Source organism: Paraburkholderia dioscoreae (genome assembly GCF_902459535.1).
In the GTDB taxonomy this organism is placed as follows: domain Bacteria; phylum Pseudomonadota; class Gammaproteobacteria; order Burkholderiales; family Burkholderiaceae; genus Paraburkholderia; species Paraburkholderia dioscoreae.
This window is the reverse complement of the sequence record NZ_LR699553.1, coordinates 2107199-2122309: the sequence shown is the minus strand read 5'-3', so window position 1 is coordinate 2122309 and position 15111 is coordinate 2107199. Positions and strand designations below refer to the sequence as shown.

14 protein-coding genes and 1 pseudogene are annotated in these 15111 nt (G+C 64.7%); 2 read left to right on the top strand and 13 right to left on the bottom strand.

All coding sequences use genetic code 11. The features are described 5' to 3' along the window. Window positions 1–107: 107 nt before the first annotated feature. The 9 genes and pseudogenes from otsA to mltG form a co-directional block, all read right to left on the bottom strand. A complete protein-coding gene (gene otsA / locus PDMSB3_RS09530; protein ID WP_007181971.1) occupies window positions 108–1520 on the bottom strand; it encodes an alpha,alpha-trehalose-phosphate synthase (UDP-forming) in 1413 nt (470 codons plus the stop codon). 260 nt (window positions 1521–1780) lie between these two features. Continuing rightward, on the bottom strand, window positions 1781–3004 hold the full coding sequence (locus PDMSB3_RS09525) for a mechanosensitive ion channel family protein (protein WP_007181972.1): 1224 nt from the start codon (window positions 3002–3004) through the stop codon (window positions 1781–1783). Window positions 3005–3388: 384 nt separating this feature from the next. Beyond that, on the bottom strand, window positions 3389–3745 hold the full coding sequence (locus PDMSB3_RS09520) for a Rap1a/Tai family immunity protein (protein WP_007181973.1): 357 nt from the start codon (window positions 3743–3745) through the stop codon (window positions 3389–3391). Between the two features lie 193 nt (window positions 3746–3938). Beyond that, the gene (locus PDMSB3_RS09515) at window positions 3939–4676 is read right to left on the bottom strand and encodes an ankyrin repeat domain-containing protein (protein WP_007181974.1); all 738 of its coding nucleotides are present in this window, start codon (window positions 4674–4676) and stop codon (window positions 3939–3941) included. Between the two features lie 67 nt (window positions 4677–4743). Beyond that, window positions 4744–5535 (bottom strand): TatD family hydrolase, encoded by a 792-nt coding sequence (locus PDMSB3_RS09510; protein WP_165185915.1) that lies wholly within the window; start codon window positions 5533–5535, stop codon window positions 4744–4746. 34 nt (window positions 5536–5569) lie between these two features. Beyond that, window positions 5570–6103, bottom strand: a complete 534-nt coding sequence (locus PDMSB3_RS09505; protein WP_007181976.1) for a GNAT family N-acetyltransferase — start codon at window positions 6101–6103, stop codon at window positions 5570–5572. A gap of 94 nt (window positions 6104–6197) precedes the next feature. After that, a pseudogene (locus PDMSB3_RS09500) lies at window positions 6198–7233 on the bottom strand (DNA polymerase III subunit delta'). A 94-nt stretch (window positions 7234–7327) separates the two neighbouring features. Beyond that, window positions 7328–7948 carry a dTMP kinase gene (tmk, locus tag PDMSB3_RS09495; RefSeq protein WP_007181978.1) on the bottom strand — a complete coding sequence of 207 codons (621 nt, stop codon included), beginning with the start codon at window positions 7946–7948 and terminating at the stop codon, window positions 7328–7330. Continuing rightward, window positions 7948–8958, bottom strand: a complete 1011-nt coding sequence (mltG, locus tag PDMSB3_RS09490) for an endolytic transglycosylase MltG (protein ID WP_035518626.1) — start codon at window positions 8956–8958, stop codon at window positions 7948–7950. Before mltG ends, tmk begins: the two co-directional genes overlap by 1 nt. 78 nt (window positions 8959–9036) lie before the next feature. Here mltG and ygfZ point away from each other — a divergent pair, with 78 nt between their 5' ends. Together ygfZ and PDMSB3_RS09480 are read left to right on the top strand one after the other, a co-directional pair. Then, entirely contained in the window at window positions 9037–10110 is a 1074-nt protein-coding gene (gene ygfZ / locus PDMSB3_RS09485; RefSeq protein ID WP_007181980.1) for a CAF17-like 4Fe-4S cluster assembly/insertion protein YgfZ, read from the top strand. Between the two features lie 88 nt (window positions 10111–10198). After that, window positions 10199–11044, top strand: a complete 846-nt coding sequence (locus tag PDMSB3_RS09480) for an NRDE family protein (protein WP_007181981.1) — start codon at window positions 10199–10201, stop codon at window positions 11042–11044. Window positions 11045–11094: 50 nt separating this feature from the next. Here PDMSB3_RS09480 and PDMSB3_RS09475 read toward each other — a convergent pair whose 3' ends face one another. From PDMSB3_RS09475 to PDMSB3_RS09460, 4 genes are all read right to left on the bottom strand, one after another. Continuing rightward, window positions 11095–12060, bottom strand: a complete 966-nt coding sequence (locus PDMSB3_RS09475; protein ID WP_007181982.1) for an alpha/beta hydrolase — start codon at window positions 12058–12060, stop codon at window positions 11095–11097. A gap of 87 nt (window positions 12061–12147) precedes the next feature. After that, window positions 12148–13044, bottom strand: a complete 897-nt coding sequence (locus tag PDMSB3_RS09470) for an SDR family oxidoreductase (protein WP_007181983.1) — start codon at window positions 13042–13044, stop codon at window positions 12148–12150. Between the two features lie 173 nt (window positions 13045–13217). Next, the gene (locus PDMSB3_RS09465) at window positions 13218–14216 is read right to left on the bottom strand and encodes an NADP-dependent oxidoreductase (RefSeq protein WP_007181984.1); all 999 of its coding nucleotides are present in this window, start codon (window positions 14214–14216) and stop codon (window positions 13218–13220) included. A gap of 113 nt (window positions 14217–14329) precedes the next feature. Further along, complete coding sequence (locus PDMSB3_RS09460) at window positions 14330–14815, bottom strand: PaaI family thioesterase (RefSeq protein WP_007181985.1); 486 nt, start codon at window positions 14813–14815, stop codon at window positions 14330–14332. Between the last annotated feature and the right edge of the window lie 296 nt (window positions 14816–15111).

Sequence of the window (15111 nt, the reverse complement as noted above, 5' to 3'; positions counted from 1 at the left end):
CCGGGATTCAGTCACGCACGCGTGCCCTTTCCGTAATTCCGCGACGCGCCCGCACGCGGCGAACCGCCCGCGCGAGAACCAGGCCAGGCATTGGTCAAGACGCCCCATCAGTTATGCCCGCCGCCCTTGCCCGGCTTCTGCACCGGCACGCTGCGCAAATCGTGCAGGAACGTATCGCGCCACACGCCGAGATCGTTCTTGCGCAGCGCCGCCATGTTGATTTCATGGCGCCGCTGACGCGCGTCGAGCGGCATCTGCAACGCGCGCTGCAAGGCTTCGCACATGCCGATCGCATCATGCGGATTGACGAGCAGCGCGCCGCTCAGCTCCGCCGCCGCGCCCGCGAAAATCGACAGCACCAGCACGCCTGGGTCGTCGGGATTCTGCGCGGCGACGTATTCCTTCGCGACCAGATTCATGCCGTCGTGCAGCGGCGTGACGAAACCGATCTGCGATTCGCGAAACAGCGACATCAGCTTCCAGCGGTCGTACTGCTGATTCAGATAGCGGATCGGCGTGTAGTCGAGACCCGAGTAGCGGCCGTTGATGCGCCCCGCTTCGTACTCCAGATCCTGGCGAATTTTCTGATAGGTGGCGACGTCCGAACGGGTGGGTGGCGCGATCTGCACCAGCGTGACGTTGCCGCGCCATTCCGGCGAACGCTCCAGCAGATGCTCGAAGGCCCGGAACCGCTCGACCAGACCCTTCGAATAGTCCAGCCGGTCGACGCTCATGATCAGCTTGCGCCCCTCCAGGCTCTGCTTCAGGTCGAGCACGTGCTGACGGCTTTCGTAGCGCTTCGCCTGTTCGGCGATTTCGTCGGGGAACACGCCGATCCGGTAGACGCCGGTGTGCAGTTTGCGGCCGAACGCTTCGACGAGACCGTCCGCGCTCACCGTGCCGCGCGCGTGGCGCGTGACGTAATCCTTGAAGGCGAGTTCGTCGGTAGCGGTCTGGAAGCCCAGCAGGTCGTAGCACGACAGCGACTTCACCAGTTCTTCGTGCGGCGGAATGTTGAGCAGGATCTGCGGCGCGGGAAACGGAATGTGCAGGAAAAAGCCGATGCGGTTCGTGACACCCTCGTTGCGCAGCGCCTCGGCGAACGGGATCAGGTGGTAGTCGTGAATCCAGATCACGTCGTCGGGTTCGAGCAGCTTGATCAGCTTGTGCGCGAGCCACGCGTTGACCCGCCGGTAGCCCGCGTATTCCTCGCGCTCGTAGCGTGCAAGGTCGTTGCGGTAGTGGAACACCGGCCACAATGTCGCGTTCGAAAAGCCGCGATAGTACTGGTCGTAATCCTTGCGTGTCAGGCCCACGGTCGCAAAGGTCACCGCGCCGTCCTGCTCCAGCGTCGGGCCGGCGTTGGCGACGGTCTCGCTGACCACGTCGCCGCTCCAGCCGAACCACACGCCTCCAGCATCCTTCAACGCGCCGAATACGCCGACCGCGAGGCCGCCGGCCGATCCTTTGGTTTCCGTCGGCGTAGCGACGCGATTCGACACGACGATCAATCGCCCCATGTTGCATGTCCTCCTTGGTTCGCGCGACGCGCGCGGGTGCGTTCCATCAGGTCCTGGCGGCCTCCCGTGCGCAATCGCGCGACGGGAACCCGAGCCACCCTGAAGCACACCATGCCGCGCCAGCTTCGTGAGTGAGTGGACGGTTCGACCGCTTTGGTGCCCGATCAGTTGCATTCATCGGTGCCTGTGCGCCACAGTATGGCGCTTTCGCCGTCGAACCCACCGTCAGAGCGCGGTCAAAGCCGGTATCAGACCCACCGTCAGACTTTTTCCTTCACAGGCTGCGGCACATCGGCCGCCGGAGCCCGTCCGGCGCGGCTTGCCACCGGATCGGCCTCGGTATGCGCGGCGGTGCTGCCAGCCGGCGTCTGCGTGCCGCGCGGCACCCAGTCGAGCGGTGCGCCCTTGCCGGTTTCGAGTTCCGCCGACACTTCCGCGCGCGCCCGCGGCAGGTACTGCGGATAGTGCCTCTGTATGAAGTCGAGCAGTCCCTCGCGCACCCGGCAGCGCAAATCCCAGTTCAGACCGGAATCGAGCGAACTGACGAGGGCGCGCAATTGCATCGAGCGCTCGGTGCCGTCCGTGACCTGCAGCACCTGCACGCGGCGATCCCACTCGGGCGCGTCCTCGACGATGCGGGCGAGCTCCTCGCGCAACGGCGCGAGCGGCATCCGGTAATCGACGTACAGAAACACTGTGCCGATAATCTGCGAACTGCTGCGGGTCCAGTTCGAGAACGGGTTCTCGATGAACCACTGTAGCGGCACGATCAGCCGCCGCTGATCCCACAGACGCACCGACACATACGTGCCCGTGATTTCCTCGATACGCCCCCACTCGCCCTGAATCACGACGACGTCGTCCAGACGGATCGGCTGCGACAGCGCGATCTGCAAACCGGCGATCAGATTGCCGAGCACCGGCCGCGCGGCGATACCGGCAACAAGGCCTGCCACGCCCGCCGACGCCAGCAGGCTCGCGCCGATCTGCCGGACATTGGGAAACGTCATCAATGCGCCGCCCACGCCGACGATCACGATCACGAACATCACGGAACGCGCCAGCACGCGCGCCTGCGTATGGATGCGGCGCGCCTGCAGGTTGTCGGCGGTATCGAGCGGATGGGCCTGAATGATCGCCTCGCCGATGGCCGCCGCCGAGCGCACCGAGAGCCACGTGATCGCGCCGATCAGCGCGATCGCGGCGGCGTCGCGCAGCGGCGTGATGAAAGTCAGCGTGTCGGGCGCTTCCCACCATACCGCTTCGAGCGCGAGGATCACGAGCACGAAGAGCGACGGCTTGTCGATATAGCGCAGCACCACGCTGGTGAGCGGATAGGGCCGCGCGAGCCGCGTCGCCATGCGCGCGCCGATCCGATGGACGCCCACGGCCAGCAGCACCGCGATCACCGAGACGATCAACGCGCCGAGCCACGTATGCAGCGGCGCTTCGGCGATGCGGCTGAGGTCGTCGAGAGTAGGCATCAAAGGGATCGTCCTCCTGGCTTGAGGGGTGAACAGAGTGGGCGCGGAATCGCGAGACTTCGAATGTGGCCGCGTGTTGCGCGACGCGTCGGACCGCTTCAAAAGCTCCAGTCGGCAAGCGACGATGAAGCAAGCGCGAACCGGACGACTGCGCGCCGTCGCGGCCTGCCTACTGACATCTTGGATTGTTCTTCGGCGCGATCTGGGAAAGGTGCCCAGGCTGGCCGCCTCTGCAAGTGGACAGCCGGAGCTCAGACCGGGTTTCAGATAGGCTTCGAGGAACCCCCACAGAGGTTCCGGCTGAAAAGCCGAAACACACTCATGAGATGAGGCAAACCGCCCAACGCGCCCGCTGCGGGCGCGCGACATCAGCCGCAATTCAGTTCAGCTACCGCTCTTGCACGGAAACGCCTTGCCGAGCCCCAGCGAGATCGCCGTGCTGGCGTTGTAGCCCGCGACGTTCGGATTCTCCGCAATGTACTTGCGCACCGCGTCGGTCAATTGCGCCGAGCGCGCGTCCTGCGGCAAGCAGAAGTACTGGCCGACGCGCGGACCGGTCGTGCCGCCGATCGCGTCGATGGTGTTGAAGATGCCGTCGGCGGCGCCTTCGATATAAGCGGCACACGCGCTACGCGATGCCACGTCCGTCTTGGTGCACAGCTTGTTGAGGTCGCCTCCCGTAAACGCGGCTGCCGATAGCGGTACGGCAAACGCGCTGGCGAAAATCAAAGCCCGCAGCATGGTGTTCCTTTCCAGGGTCGTTTATCAGGCGGTCTTTCGCCGCATCCAAAGGGCGCGCCCACGTGGCGCGCCAAAGTCGTCATTCTGCACTGTTTTGCGAAGCGCAAGCGTGCGCACCGCCGCTATCTTCAGGCACTTTTTTAGCGCGGCGGCACGGCGACCCGCTGGCCGGCTACCCGCGCCGCCATGCACATTATTTCTGCTGCATCTGCTGCAGCCGCGCCGTCAGCCCTTCGACCACGTCCGGCTCCTTGTAGGTCTTGGCGAAATCAAGCGCCGTCATGCCGATCTGGTTCTTCACCGTCAGGTCCGCGCCGTTGTCGAGCAACAGCTTCACGGTCGACACGTGGCCGCCGCGCGCGGCCATCATCAGCGGCGTGGTGCCGTTCGGCGAGCCGGCGTCGACGTAGGCCGAATGGTCGAGCAGCACCTTGACGATATCGTCGTTGCCGTTCGCCGCCGCGTAGTGCAGCGGTGCCCAGCCCTTCTTGTTGACCTCGGCGTCTTTCGCGATCAGCTGGTTGACGAAGTCGAGGTCGCCGTTCAGCGCGGCCATCATCATCGCGTTCTCGCCGGCTTTGTCCTGAATTTCAATGTTGGTTTTCGGATTGGCGAGCAACGCGGCGCCGACCTTGTCCGATTTCTCGCGCGCGGCCAGCACCAGCAGCGGCATGCCCTGGTTATCCACGCTATTCGGATCCATGCCCTTGGCGAGCAGCTTGTTGACGCCGTCGACGTCGTCGAATTTGACCGATTTGATCAGCGAATCGATCGGCGCAGCCTGGGCCGGCGACACCGCCAGTGAAGTCAGCGCGGCACAGGCCAGCGAAGCCGCGAAAGCGAGGCGCGAAACGCCGCGCCGCGCCGAAGCCAGCGCGCCATGCGCTGCGACGTTCGCTGCCGAAGTGTCTTGGAATGCGGCGTCCAACATCGAAATTTCTCTCATATTTAACTTTAGGAAACGTCCCTATCCTTTTGATATTTATCGACTTTACGTTTCACGCGCCGATGGGCGCCGGGATCTTGAAAAGGCGGAAGAAGTTCTGCGTGGTCGCGGCGGCCAGCGCCGCTTCCGGCATCTCGCGTTGCTGCGCGATGAACCGTCCGACATAACTTACGTAGGCAGGTTCATTAGGCTTGCCGCGATACGGCACGGGCGCGAGGTACGGCGAGTCGGTTTCGATCAGCAAACGCTCCAGCGGCACACGGCGCGCGACGTCCTGCACGTCGGTCGCGCTTTTGAATGTGACGATGCCCGACAGCGAGATGTAAAAATTCTGCGCCAGCGCCTGTTCGGCGACCGGCCACGGCTCGGTGAAGCAATGCATCACGCCGCCCGGCTCGCTCGCGCGTTCCTCGGCCATGATGCGCAGCGTGTCCGCCGACGACGAACGCGTATGGATGATCAGCGGCTTGTGCGTAGCGTGCGCCGCCCGGATGTGGGTGCGAAAGCGCTCGCGTTGCCATTCCATGTCGGCGATCGTGCGGCCTTCCAGCCGGTAGTAGTCGAGACCGGTCTCACCGATCGCGACCACCTTAGGATGCGCGGCCAGTTCGACCAGTTCGGCGACGCTCGGCTCGCGCATGTGCTCGTGATCCGGATGCACACCGACCGACGCGTACACGTTCTCGTAGCGGCTGGCGATATCCAGCACGGCAGGCAGCGTCTCCAGATCGACGGACACGCACAGCGCATGCGTGACCGAATGGCTGCGCATGTTCTCGAGCACCTGCGGCAGGCGCTCGGCGAGTCCTTCGAAGTTGATATGGCAATGCGAGTCGACAAACATGGTGATGTCCTGCGTAGGGCTGGCTCGAAATGAATCAGGCGGCGGCGGCGGCGCTCGCGGTGAGGTTCAGGCGTTTGCCGAGAATCACCAGATCGCGCTCCACGCCGTCCAGCACGGCCACGCGCGGCAGCGAGCCCCACGTGTCGAAGCCGAAGCCGCGGAACAGGCGCAAGCTCGCCTCATTGTGGCCGAAGATAAAGCCGAGCACGGTATCGAGGCCGAGCGCCGGCGCCGCTGCCAGCGAAGCCGCCAGCAATTGCTTGCCGAGGCCGCGGCCACGCGCGCTTTCGTCGAGATAGATACTGACTTCCGCGGTGCGCAGATAGGCCGGACGGCCGTAGAAGTCCGAAAAGCTCAGCCATGCGATCACGCGGCCGGGCTGTTGCGGGTCTTCCACCACCCACAATGGGCGCTTTTGCGGTCCGTGCGCGTGAAACCAGGCCAGCCGGCTTTCGACGCTGACCGGTTCGAGGTCGGCGGTGACTTGCCGCGACGGCACCGTCGAGTTGTAAATGGCGACGATGGCGGGCAGGTCGTCGAGCGTGGCATCGCGGTAGGAAAGGCTCATGGTGCGTTGAACGTGAGGTGGAAGGCCAATACAGGACGGAACAGGACAGAAGACGGACCGGCGCCGGCCGCGCGGCTTGCCCCGTAGACGCGGCTCAAGCGAACAGATCGCGGTAGCCGATAAACAGTTCCTCGAACACCAGCCGCGCATTCAACGGATGGTTTTCGACGGCGCGCTGGCGCGTCACGGTACGCATGAAGCGCGCAAACGCGCTGGCGTCGGCCTGCGACGCACAGCGCGTCAACGCCGCCGACGCCTGTGGAAAATAACGCGGTGCGCCCGCCGTGCGCTGCGCCAGCAGATCGTACATCCAGCGTTGCAGCCAGCCTAGCACCAGCGGCACGGGCAGCTTCTGCAGCGCCTCCCCGCAGGCGAAGGCGTCGCAGTCGGGGCCGGCCGCGAGCTGTTTCAGCGTCCAGTCGCGCAGCGCGCGGTTCTCGTCGCTGGCGAGCGCAAGCGCCGTGAGCGGCGCGCCGCCGGCTTCGGCGAGCAGCGCGGGCGCCTCGGCCACGCCTTGCGCGGCAAGCCACTTCGTTGCCACGTCCGGCGCGGGCATGGTCATCGGCCATTGGCGGCAGCGGCTGATGATGGTCGGCAGGAGGCGGTCGATGCGCGCCGACACCATCAGGAACACGACGCCCGCCGGCGGTTCTTCGAGCGTCTTCAGAAGCGCGTTGGCCGCGGCGATATTCAGCGCTTCCGCCGGATACAGCACGACCACGCGCGCGCCGCCGCGGTGCGAACCCACGCCGACGAAATCGAGCAAGCCGCGAATCTGCTCGATCTTGATTTCCTTGCTGGGCGTGCGGGTTTTTTTTGCCTTCGTCGGCGTCGGCCTTGTCGGCTTTTTCGTCCGCGGCATTGTTGAGGCCGGCTTCGGCGGCCAGCGCCTCGGGCACGATGATCCGGTAATCCGGGTGATTGCCTTGCGCGAACCAGTTGCAGGCCACGCACGCGCCGCACGGCTCGCCATTGGCCTGCTGGGCCTCGCACAGCAGGCCTTGCGCGAGGTGCTGCGCGAAGCGCAGCTTGCCGATGCCCGCCTGTCCATGCAGCAACAGGGCGTGCGGCCAGTGGCCGCGCAACTGCTGCAGGCGGTTCCAGTCATCGGCTTGCCACGGATAAATCATCGTTTCTCTTTAAAATCAATCGGTTGAATGCGCTATCTGAGACATCACGCGAATTTGTCAAGCCGTTATAAATAAGAATTATATTATTTTAAAATCAAAGAATTGCGATCAACTCTTCAAGTCGCCTCTGAATCTGCGTGATGCTCTGCGCGGAGTCAATGATAGCGAACCGGTACGGCGCTTCTTCGGCACGGCGCAGATATTCGGCGCGGGTACGGCTGAAGAACGCCTCCGATTCGCTCTCGAAACGATCCGGATCGCGCGCCGCGCTGCGCCGCTCGCTGGCGATCTCGGGATCGAGGTCGAACAGCACCGTCAGGTCTGGTTGAAAGCCGCCCTGCACCCAGCGTTCCAGGGTTTCCAGCTTGTCTCGCGGCAGTCCGCGGCCACCGCCCTGATAGGCGAAGGTCGCGTCGGTGAAACGGTCCGACAGCACCCAGTCGCCGCGCGCGAGCGCCGGCTCGATCACTTCGGCCAGATGCTGGCGGCGCAGCGCGAACATCAGCAGCGCCTCGGTTTCGAGGTCCATTTTCTGATGCAGCACGATTTCGCGGATCTGCTCGCCGAGCGGCGTGCCGCCCGGTTCGCGCGTCATGACGACCGAGCGCCCGGTGCTCGCGACTTTCTGTTCGAGGCGCTCCCGAAACCAGCTGAGGTGGGTCGTCTTGCCCGCCCCGTCGATGCCCTCAAACGTGATGAATTTGCCCCGCGCCATCATTGCCCTCGAATGTATTTGTCCACGGCCTTGTTGTGATCGCCGAGGGTGTCGGAAAAGATACTGCTGCCGTCGCCGCGCGAAACGAAATACAGCGCGGCGGTGGCTGCCGGGTTCAGCGCCGCCTGTAGCGACGCCACACTGGGCAGCGAGATGGGCGTTGGCGGCAGCCCCATCCGGGTGTAGGTATTGTAGGGAGTGTCGGTCTGCAGGTCTTTCTTTCTGATACGGCCGGCGTAGCTGTCGCCCATGCCGTAGATCACGGTGGGATCGGTTTGCAGCGGCATGCCCACGCGCAGCCGGTTCGCGAACACCGCCGCCACCAGCGGCCGGTCCGATGTCTTGCCGGTTTCCTTTTCGATGATCGACGCCATCGTCAACGCGTCATACGGTGTTTTGTACGGCAGGTTCGGCGCGCGCGCCATCCATGCCTCGTCCAGACGCAGGCGCATCAGGCGGTAGGCGCGGCGGTACACGTCGAGATCACTGGTGTTCTTGTCGAACAGGTACGTGTCCGGGAAAAACAGTCCTTCGCCGTTGCCGATCGACGCTTCCGGCGCGTTGATCGCGTTCATCAGATCGGTGTCGCTCATGCCGGCCGTGTCGTGTTTGAGTGCCGGATTGGCGTCGAGCTCGGCACGCATGCGCTTGAAGGTCCAGCCTTCGATAATGGTCGCCACGTATTCGTTGACGTCGCCGCGGGCGATTTTCTGCAGCACCTCATACGGTGTCACGCCCGTTTTGAACTCGTAGTTGCCCGATTTCAGCTCGCTTTGCAGTCCGAGCAGCCGCGTCATCAGGACAAACAGCTCCGGCTCGACAGGCACGCCGCCGCGATTGAGTTGCAGCGTGACGCTGCGCAAGCTGCTATGCGGCTTGACGGTGACATCGAGTTGCGCCGGGGTCAGTTCGAGCGGGCTGGTGGCCCAGTGGTATCCGCCGGCAATTGCGGCTGCGGCCAGCACAACGACGAGTGAGCCGGCAATGAAACATTTCTTGAACAGGGACATGCGAAACGTGGCAAGGTTGGACTGCATATAATACTTGTTTGCCTTCGCCAAAGTCAGAATTGACTGTTCCCGGAATCCATGAACATACCGCTCGCTACCGCTTCAGGCACTCCGTCAGGCACGGCTCCCACGGCAATTGCCGCCGCGCCCGCCGGTCTGCCCACTCTGCCGCGCCCCGGCGCCGATGAATTCGACGCGGTCGTTGCGCATGGCGCGTACATGCCGCTCACGCAGTTCGGCGTGATCGACGCGACCGGCGACGACGCTGCAAGCTTCCTGCACGGCCAGTTGACCAACGACACCCAGCACCTCGACGCGGCTAACGCGCGTCTGGCGGGCTATTGCTCGGCCAAGGGGCGCCTGCTGGCATCGTTTCTGACCTGGCGCAGCGGCGACACGATCCGCCTGCTGGTTTCGAAAGACGTGCAGGCCGCCGTGCAGAAGCGGCTGTCCATGTTCGTGCTGCGCGCCAAGGCCAAACTCACGGACGCAAGCGGCGAACTGGCGGTGATTGGTCTCGCCGGCGACGTGCGCAAGGCGCTCTCGGGCGTGTTCGACGCGCTGCCGGACGGCGTGCATGTGAAGGTGGACGGCGCGGCGGGCTCGCTGATTCGCGTGCCGGATGCGCTCGGGCGCCTGCGTTATCTGTGGGTCGGCCCGAAGGCGCAGATCGAGCCGCAGCTTGCGTTGCTGGATGAGACGCTCAAACGCGTGTCGCCGGCGGTGTGGGACTGGCTCGACATTCGCGCGGGCGAACCGCGCATCACCCAGCCGGTGGTCGAGCAGTTCGTGCCGCAAATGGTCAATTTCGACGTGCTCGGCGCGGTGAATTTCCGCAAAGGCTGCTATCCCGGCCAGGAAGTGGTGGCACGCAGCCAGTATCGCGGCACGATCAAGCGGCGCACCTCGCTCGCCAACGTGGCGGGCGAGCCCGATTCGGTGCGCGCCGGCGCGGAACTGTTCCATTCGGACGACCCGGGCCAGCCATGCGGCATGGTGGTGAACGCGGCATCGGCGCCGGAGGGCGGCGTCGATCTGCTGGTCGAGATCAAGCTCGCGGCGCTGGAAAACGGCTCGGTGCATCTGGGTGCGGCAAACGGCCCGGCGCTGCGGTTTTTCGCACTGCCCTACGGGCTGCCCACCGAAGTCTGAACTTCTCGCAGAGTACCAGGCGGCGCAATCAGGCGCCGCTTTTTACTGGCCTTTTCACCTGCAACGCCTCCACCGGGAGACGCCCCCGATGTGCCTGATCGTCTTCGACTGGCGACCCGACGCGGTCGACGGCCCGCTCTTCACGCTCGCCGCGAATCGCGACGAATTCTTTCGCCGCATGGCCGAACCGATCAGTTGGTGGCATGACGCGCCAACGGTGCTGGCCGGGCGCGATCTGCAAGGCGGCGGCACGTGGCTCGGCCTGTCGCGCGACGGCCGCTTCGCCGCGCTGACCAATTACCGTGCGCCGCACGAAATGCGCGCCGACGCGCCGACGCGCGGCACGCTGGTCAGCGACTGGCTGACCGGCGCCACGCGCGATTCGAACGGCAGCCCGCACGCCACGCCGCTCGCATATCTGCAGCATGTCGCGCAAACCGGCGACATCTACAACGGCTTCAATCTGCTGGTGGGCGACTGGACGCGCCGCGAACTCGCCTGGTACTGCAACCGCTCCGACCGCGCGCCTGCGCTGCTTACGGCGGGCACGCACGGCATCTCGAACGCGGTACTCGATACCGCGTGGCCGAAGCTCGTGAAAAAGCGCGCCGAACTGGGCACGCTGCTCGCGCGCAACGCAATGCCGCCGCTCGAACGCCTGATCGATCTGATGCGCGATCCGCGTCTCGCGCGCGACGACGAACTGCCGTCCACCGGCATTCCGCTCGAACGCGAACGGGCGCTGTCGGCCGCGTTCATCGAAACGCCTGACTACGGCACGCGCGGGACCACTGCGTTGCGCGTCGCCGTGCATGGCGAGGTGGTCAACGTGGCCGTTGCCGAGCGCAGCGACGACAACGGCTCGCATCGGATTGCACGGCCCGGCGATTTCGAGCGCAGCTTCGCTTTCAATATCGAACGCGAGATGGTGTGACGGTTGCCCGGCGGCTCGCGGGCCATTGACCGCCGCCTGGCGAGGCGAGCTTAGTGCGCGTCGACCCCGAACGCCGCGCGCAAAGCCGCCGCGGCGTCCGCATGCGCCGCGCCGACCTCCGGCACGAAGCCGCCCATCTTGAAGAACTCGTGGATCATGCCCGGGTAGCGTTTGAGCGTGACCCGGTTGCCCAGCGCGTGCAATTTCTCCGCGTAGGCGTCGCCCTCGTCGCTCAGGGGATCGTATTCGGCTGTGGCAATCCATGCGGGCGCAACGCCGTGGAAATCGGGCGCGCCGTGCCGGCCGTCGAGCGGCGCGAAACGCCAGTCGTCGCGGTCGCTTCTGTCGCGCACGTAATGGTCGAAGAACCATTGAATCGTGTCGCCCGACAATAGAAACCCGTTGGCGAAGCGCGAGTGCGAATCGGTTTGCTGATGGCCGGTCGTGCCCGGGTAGATCAGCAATTGCAGCACGAGTTCGATGCCGGCGTCGCGCGCGAGCACCGCGCAGACCGTGGCCAACGTACCGCCCGCGCTATCGCCGCCCACTGCGAGCCGGCTTGCGTCCACGCCGTATTCGGCGGCGTGCGAGTGCAGCCAGACCAAGGCGTCGAAAGCGTCTTCGACGGCAGTGGGAAATTTGTATTCCGGTGCGAGCCGGTAATCCACCGACAACACCGTGCACTTGGCATCGCGCGCGAACATCCGGCACAGCGCATCGTGCGTATCGACGCTGCCCACCGTGAAGCCGCCGCCGTGGTAGTACACCAGCGCCGGCGCGGGCTCGGCCCAACTCGGCTCGACCGGGTGGTAAAGACGCGCACGAATCGTCGCGCCGTCGCGTGTCGGGATCCGCAGATCTTCGATCGCGAACATCGGTGCGCTTGCAATCTCCAGGATCGGCGCACTTTTTTCGTACGAGGCCCGCGCGTCTTGCGCGGTCATTTCATGGAGCTTCGGGCGCCTGGCCCGCTCGATCATGTCGAGCACCTGCTCGATCTTGGGATTCAGCGGCATGGTGCGTCTGGTGGCGCGTGAGCGCCGAAGGTTTAAAAAAACGGCGCCACAATGTCGGCAGCGCCAGCGATGCGATGAGCGCTTTACCTAGCCCGCGCTTTTAACTTCCGGCTTCAGCGACATCGGATCGGTGGGATTGCGCAATTGCTCGATGTCTTCATGACGCAGTTTCACCGTCGCCATGATGCCCGGATGCGTGACGACGTAGAAACGCCGCGCCGCAATCGCTTCGAAGGTGATGCCGGCGACATCGTCTGCATTCAGCTTGCCTGACTGCACCGCGCGCTGTAGTTGCTTGCCGGCGGCGATCTGCGAGCGCGTCGGCCGGCTGTCGTTGCGCAGGTCCGCGGGCCGCGCGCGTTCCGCATCGGCAATGCCGGTCGGCACAAAGGCCGGGCACAGCAGCGAACAGCCGACCTGCGCGCCGGCCGTTTCCACCTGAGCGGCCTGCGCCAGTTGCAGATCGTGATACAGCGTTTCGGTGAGCGACACCACAGCATGCTTCGACGCGTTGTAGATACCCATTGCGGGCGGCGACAGCAAACCCGCGACGGACGCCGTGTTGACGATATGCGCCGGTTCGTTCTGCGCCAGCATGATCGGCGTGAACACCCGCACGCCGTGCGCGACGCCCATCACGTTCACGCCGAACACCCACGACCAGTCGTTCGCCGAGCTTTCCCACAAGAAGCCGCCCGCGCCCACGCCCGCGTTGTTGAACAGCAGATGCACCTTGCCGTAGGCAGCGAGCGCCGCTTGCGCGAGCGCTTCGACCTGCGCCGCGCTGGCGACGTCGGTTGGCACGCCGATCGCTTCGGCGCCACCGGTGCGCAATGCTTCGACGGTTTGCGCGAGCGCGCCGGGGTTCACGTCGGCCAGCACGAGCTTCATGCCGAGCGACGCGCCCTTCTGCGCGAACGCGCGGCCGAAGCCGCTCGCCGCGCCGGTGATCACCGCCACCTTGCCTGAGAACTCGAACGTCATGTGACTCCTTTGGGTTGACCGGTTGTCTCGTGGGATTCGCTCAGTTGCCGCCACGCTCAGATCACTCAGATCACTCAGATCACTCAGATCACTCAGATCACTCAGATCACTCAGATCACTCAGATCACTCAGATCACTCAGATCACTCAGATCACTCAGATCACTCAGATCACTCAGATCAGCTTGACGAGCTGCTTGCCGAAGTTCCTGCCTTTGAGCAGGCCCATGAAAGCCTCGGGCGCGGCATCGAGCCCTTGCGCGATGGTCTCGCGATAATGCAGCTTCTTCTGCGCGACCAACGTGCCGAGTTGCTTGAGCGCTTCGGGCCATACGTCCATATGTTCGCTGACAATGAAGCCTTGCACGAGCAGACGCTGTGTGAGCATCAGCGAGGGATGCTTGAGCGGCAACGGCTGGCCGTCGTAGCCCGCGATAAATCCGCACAGCGCGATCCGGCCGAACGCGTTCATGCGCGCAAGCGTCGCGTCGAGCACTTCGCCGCCGACGTTTTCGAAGCAGCCGTCCACGCCGTTCGGCGTCGCAGCCTTGAGATCCTGATAGAGATTGCCGGCCTTGTAGTCGACGCAGGCGTCGAAGCCGAGCGTCTCGGTGACATAGCGGCACTTGTCTGCGCCGCCGGCAATGCCGACCGCGCGTGCGCCGGCCAGCTTCGCCAGTTGGCCGACCACGCTGCCCACCGCGCCGCTCGCCGCGCTGACCACCACCGTCTCGCCCGCTTTCGGCGCGATGATGCGGTTCAGGCCGTACCACGCGGTGACGCCCGGCATGCCGACCGGGCCGAGATAGGCCGAAAGCGGCACATGCGTATCGTCGACTTTCTGCAGGCCGGTTCCGTCCGAGGTGCCATATTCCTGCCAGCCGAACATCGCGACGACTTTGTCGCCGACCGCGAACTTCGGATTCTTTGATTCCACCACTTCACCCACCGTGCCGCCGATCATCACTTCGTTCAGCGGTTGCGGCGGCGCATACGACTTGCTGTCGTTCATGCGGCCGCGCATGTACGGGTCGAGCGACAGGTAGTGATTGCGCACGCGCAATTCGCCTTCGGCCAGCGGCGCGAGCGGCGCTTCGACGAGGCGGAAATTGTCGGGCGTCACGGCGCCTTGCGGGCGCGAAGCCAGCACGAGTTGACGGTTGATCTGGGGCATGACGAGCGTCTCCATAGGTTACCGATTGGATCGGCGAATGATTCGAACGGTGCGCACGAAGGCGGAAACCGGCACGCGCCTTCCGTACGCGCGCGGGGTTCACACGGCAGCGCTCAGCCGTCGCTTGGGCCGGGTTTCGCCGACGGGTCGCTGCGCAAACGCTGTTGGGTCACCTCGCGGCCCACGGCGAGGCGCCGCATGTATTTGAACGTGCCGAGCGCCTTGGCGACGAAGTGACCTTCGCTGTCCCGGATCTCGCCTTCGCAATACGCCATGGTGGTCGAGCGATGCAGCACGCGGCCGGTGGCGCGCAATTCGCCGCGGCCCGGCTGCATGAAGTTGACCTTCATTTCGACCGTGACCACGCCGACACCGTCGCCGGCCAGACTCCGCGCGGCCATTGCCAACGCGACATCGGCAAGTGTCATCGTGACGCCGCCGTGAGCGACGTCCCACGTATTCATATGATCCGGCTGCAACGGCAGTGCGACTTCGCTAGCGCCGTCCGCAGCTGACAAAAGCTGCGCGCCGAGCCGATCGACGAACGGGCTCTCGGGCAAGGAGGCGATGCTCGCGTTGGAGGAAGGCGAATCGGTCATGGCTGTTTTCAGATTTCGTGGTCGGTGCGTATCGGTACGTTCATGCGGTTGAGGCAGGACGCGAGGATGCCTTCGGCCAAGGCAGACGCTAAGCCTATCAAACTTACACCTTCGATGGAGCTTTATCAGGAGGTCTGGCCGGCGGTTATGGGCCTTGCCGATACCGCAATGGCGCGCTCGCGAGCATCGCGCTTCGCTATGAATTACGCCGGAGAGATCGAAATGACAGGTATCGCGACGACTGGCCGGGGTCCGTGACCCGACTGGGCTCCTCGAATGGCGCCAATCGGGTACGG

Bases quoted from the DNA above. Each gene is read 5' to 3' on its own strand.
- otsA (WP_007181971.1), bottom strand. From the start codon at position 1,520: ATGGGGCGATTGATCGTCGTGTCGAATCGCGTCGCTACGCCGACGGAA.
- PDMSB3_RS09525 (WP_007181972.1), bottom strand. From the start codon at position 3,004: ATGCCTACTCTCGACGACCTCAGCCGCATCGCCGAAGCGCCGCTGCAT.
- PDMSB3_RS09520 (WP_007181973.1), bottom strand. From the start codon at position 3,745: ATGCTGCGGGCTTTGATTTTCGCCAGCGCGTTTGCCGTACCGCTATCG.
- PDMSB3_RS09515 (WP_007181974.1), bottom strand. From the start codon at position 4,676: ATGTTGGACGCCGCATTCCAAGACACTTCGGCAGCGAACGTCGCAGCG.
- PDMSB3_RS09510 (WP_165185915.1), bottom strand. From the start codon at position 5,535: ATGTTTGTCGACTCGCATTGCCATATCAACTTCGAAGGACTCGCCGAG.
- PDMSB3_RS09505 (WP_007181976.1), bottom strand. From the start codon at position 6,103: ATGAGCCTTTCCTACCGCGATGCCACGCTCGACGACCTGCCCGCCATC.
- tmk (WP_007181978.1), bottom strand. From the start codon at position 7,948: ATGGCGCGGGGCAAATTCATCACGTTTGAGGGCATCGACGGGGCGGGC.
- mltG (WP_035518626.1), bottom strand. From the start codon at position 8,958: ATGTCCCTGTTCAAGAAATGTTTCATTGCCGGCTCACTCGTCGTTGTG.
- ygfZ (WP_007181980.1), top strand. From the start codon at position 9,037: ATGAACATACCGCTCGCTACCGCTTCAGGCACTCCGTCAGGCACGGCT.
- PDMSB3_RS09480 (WP_007181981.1), top strand. From the start codon at position 10,199: ATGTGCCTGATCGTCTTCGACTGGCGACCCGACGCGGTCGACGGCCCG.
- PDMSB3_RS09475 (WP_007181982.1), bottom strand. From the start codon at position 12,060: ATGCCGCTGAATCCCAAGATCGAGCAGGTGCTCGACATGATCGAGCGG.
- PDMSB3_RS09470 (WP_007181983.1), bottom strand. From the start codon at position 13,044: ATGACGTTCGAGTTCTCAGGCAAGGTGGCGGTGATCACCGGCGCGGCG.
- PDMSB3_RS09465 (WP_007181984.1), bottom strand. From the start codon at position 14,216: ATGCCCCAGATCAACCGTCAACTCGTGCTGGCTTCGCGCCCGCAAGGC.
- PDMSB3_RS09460 (WP_007181985.1), bottom strand. From the start codon at position 14,815: ATGACCGATTCGCCTTCCTCCAACGCGAGCATCGCCTCCTTGCCCGAG.